This is a genomic window from Duganella sp. Root336D2 (genome assembly GCF_001425005.1).
GTDB lineage: Bacteria > Pseudomonadota > Gammaproteobacteria > Burkholderiales > Burkholderiaceae_D > Rugamonas.
Map to the genome: position 1 here is coordinate 1 of NZ_LMDB01000032.1, position 2,707 is coordinate 2,707.

Genomic DNA, 2,707 nt, shown 5'->3' on the forward strand with positions numbered 1-2,707 from the left:
GCTGGTTTTGGTCCCATCTAACCCTCGAAAATTTGCAAGGAATTGCGCCCATTTTAGCGAAACCTTGCAAATCTCAGCAGCGTTATTTGCGCATTTCACCTTTAGATTCAGGCGCCGTTTAATTGTTCAGGGCCGACTACGGAAGCACCTGCCGCGGCATTGACGTCACCAAGCGTGCTGTTACGGGCCTGGTTCAGTACACGCCCGAACAGCGAGCCTTGGCGCGCAGGCCCGGCGGATTGCGCCGATCCTGCGGTATCCAAGCTGTTACCGGTGCCGCTGCCGGACAATGTGCCGCCCGCCAGCAGTTGGTTGGACGTTCCGCTATTGCCGGATTGGTCGGCGCTGGCCAGATTGCCACCGGTGCCGGACGAACCGGCGCGGCCAGTCAGAGTAGCAAATGCGCCTGAGACGCTGCCAAAGAGCGGCCACCGGCACCGGTACCAACGCCGGCGCTGGTGTTTCCACCTGCGTTGGCTGCGGCATTGGTGCCGCTTCCAAGAACAGTTACCGAATCAGGGATGTTGCCGACCGTGCCGGCCGTTACGTCGATGATGCGGAAATTGCGGGCGTTGATGTAGACGCCCTGCTTCCCTACGATCGCGCCACCGGCCTCGCCAATAATTTGACCAACGCTGGAGTGGTATGCGGCGCAACCCACATGCCGTTATCGTTTGTAAAAATCAGGTGCTGGATACAGGCAAATAGAACAAAAAACGAGCTGGAGCTTATCGAAGATTAAAAACAGTCCAAAAATGCCCATTAGGGCAATAAATTCCCGGTGCCTTGCCGTATTTCTCTACGCCAGCTGCATCAAGCACGATAATTACCTCTTGCTTACATTTTGGGCAGACGACACTTAGCTCTCCCTTAGGGAATTCATCAAATATTTTCCTTTTCGTAGGAAGTGTTCCATCATAAATTATTGTTTCCACATTATTCCCCAGTTTTCTTCAGAATTTTGGGCAGCGTGCCCCCCACCGGCAATTTTGAATAGTATTTATTATTCTCGATCTTATCCTGCCACATATTTTGTTTTTCCAAAATTGTCGGGCGACGGCCTAGATCAAACAGCAGTTCTCGCCTGAACGCTAAATACTCATCCAATTGGGTCTGAATTGCAAAACCTTTGGATGCTCGACTGAAATGGCTTGACTCATGAACAAAAGTACCCACTGCACCTTTTGCAGTCATATTTTGACTATCCAACATGTAAATCTCCATCTCAATTGTCCCATCCAATGCTCGGCCAACTTCACCAGCAAGTCCACTTGGCCCTTCAGCAAACTGCAGTCTTACCGGCCCTCCGTTTTTCTGTTGAATTCGCTGCACCTGCCTCATCGCAGCGTTGGCAACCTTATTCGTGCTTACTTGGTCACCAAAATTCTTGAGCGAGATGGGATCAAGGGCATCAGCGTTGAATCCTTCTGTTTCGAAGGTAAGCCTTGCAGCGCGCTGCCCCCCTTGGAGGGGTAACGCAGCGTCAAACTCATTTACGGCGCTGATGCCGAGTTTCTTCAAATACCCCGATGGCGTGGTTCCTTCTGCGACAGTTGCCCCGGCAGCGCCTCCAGCGCCTGCCCCTCGCGCAAAGACCCCGGTTTCGGCAGCGACAGGAACAATACCCCATAATGATCCACCAAGTTGTTCAGAATCTTTTCGGTAAAGCGCAAAGATCGTTGAAAYGCCAGGCGCCGAGTCCACCATGCCGGTCGTATAGTGCCCAACAGTCCCAAGTGCACCTTTCATCACTACAGATCGCACGAAATCACTCTTAGGAATATANGCCAGGCGCCGAGTCCACCATGCCGGTCGTATAGTGCCCAACAGTCCCAAGTGCACCTTTCATCACTACAGATCGCACGAAATCACTCTTAGGAATATATGGCGTTTCGATGCCCATCGCATCAACGCTAGAGCCAAGAGCCAGCTCTTTGGAGATGCCCACTACATCCATGGCAAGGTTCCCTGGTCCGGTTACGATCCCTTTCCCCATTTCATAACCCGTTACGGCAAAGCCCTTCATCGCCTTTCCAACAGGATTGAATGTGAAGAATCCTTCAGCCTCTCCAAGGCTTCTTACTTCACCAGGGGTCTTGTTCGCCATCCGTATGAGTTCAGCAACTTTTTCGTCATTCTCCTTCGACAGCGCCAGATAYTTCTTGTTGATGGCAGTCGCTTCCGCAAACGTGCATTTGCCATGGTTTCGTTGGGCGCAGAGCGCAAACTCTTTGTCCTTCTCGTCCATCTGTTTTCGGCTCAGGTTGTTATTCTCTACAGCATTCGTGGCGACCTGAGCCCCGACTGCGCTATCGAGAACGCTACCGCCAGCCGCTCCGGACACCAACGCACCAATTGCGCTAGACAAAGCGCTAATGTTGTTCGCTTGCTCTTGCGTAAGCTTGTCACGTTGCAGCACACCATTGGCATCAAACGCCTGCGGGTACAGTTCTTTCGTCARGACTTGGGCAGCCAGTTCGCCACCACCGCCAGCTAATGCGCCACCAACTGCACTGGAGTTGKTGGCAACTGCCAGCGCTGCGCCAAGCACTGCGTGGCTCAGGTCCTGCAACGTTTGGTTCTCGTTGCCCTTCGTCTTGAAGTAATCGCCAATCTCGGCGGCGAGATATGGCGCCGCTGCATTTGCTGCAATCTGCGTGCCGCCCTGCCCTGCGACCGAGCCAACCAGGATGCCGGTGACAACATT

The 2,707-nt window shown here is 53.1% G+C and carries 2 protein-coding genes and 1 pseudogene; 1 reads left to right on the forward strand and 2 read right to left on the reverse strand.

Translation table 11 applies throughout. The features are described from left to right. The first annotated feature begins 400 nt into the window (after positions 1-400). Positions 401-742, forward strand: coding sequence for a hypothetical protein (locus tag ASD07_RS30980; protein WP_156398081.1), 342 nt, complete (start codon positions 401-403; stop codon positions 740-742). Between the two features lie 194 nt (positions 743-936). On the opposite strand, the gene ASD07_RS18335 is transcribed toward ASD07_RS30980, so the two are convergent. Together ASD07_RS18335 and ASD07_RS32395 are read right to left on the reverse strand one after the other, a co-directional pair. Beyond that, on the reverse strand, positions 937-1,785 hold an 849-nt coding region (locus ASD07_RS18335; RefSeq protein WP_229207203.1), incomplete at its 5' end, for a hypothetical protein. Position 1,786: 1 nt separating this feature from the next. Next, a pseudogene (locus ASD07_RS32395) lies at positions 1,787-2,551 on the reverse strand (VENN motif pre-toxin domain-containing protein); the annotation flags it as partial. Positions 2,552-2,707: the final 156 nt, after the last annotated feature.

Excerpts from the sequence above, each read along its gene's own strand:
- ASD07_RS30980 (WP_156398081.1), top strand. The coding sequence starts at position 401 with ATGCGCCTGAGACGCTGCCAAAGAGCGGCCACCGGCACCGGTACCAAC.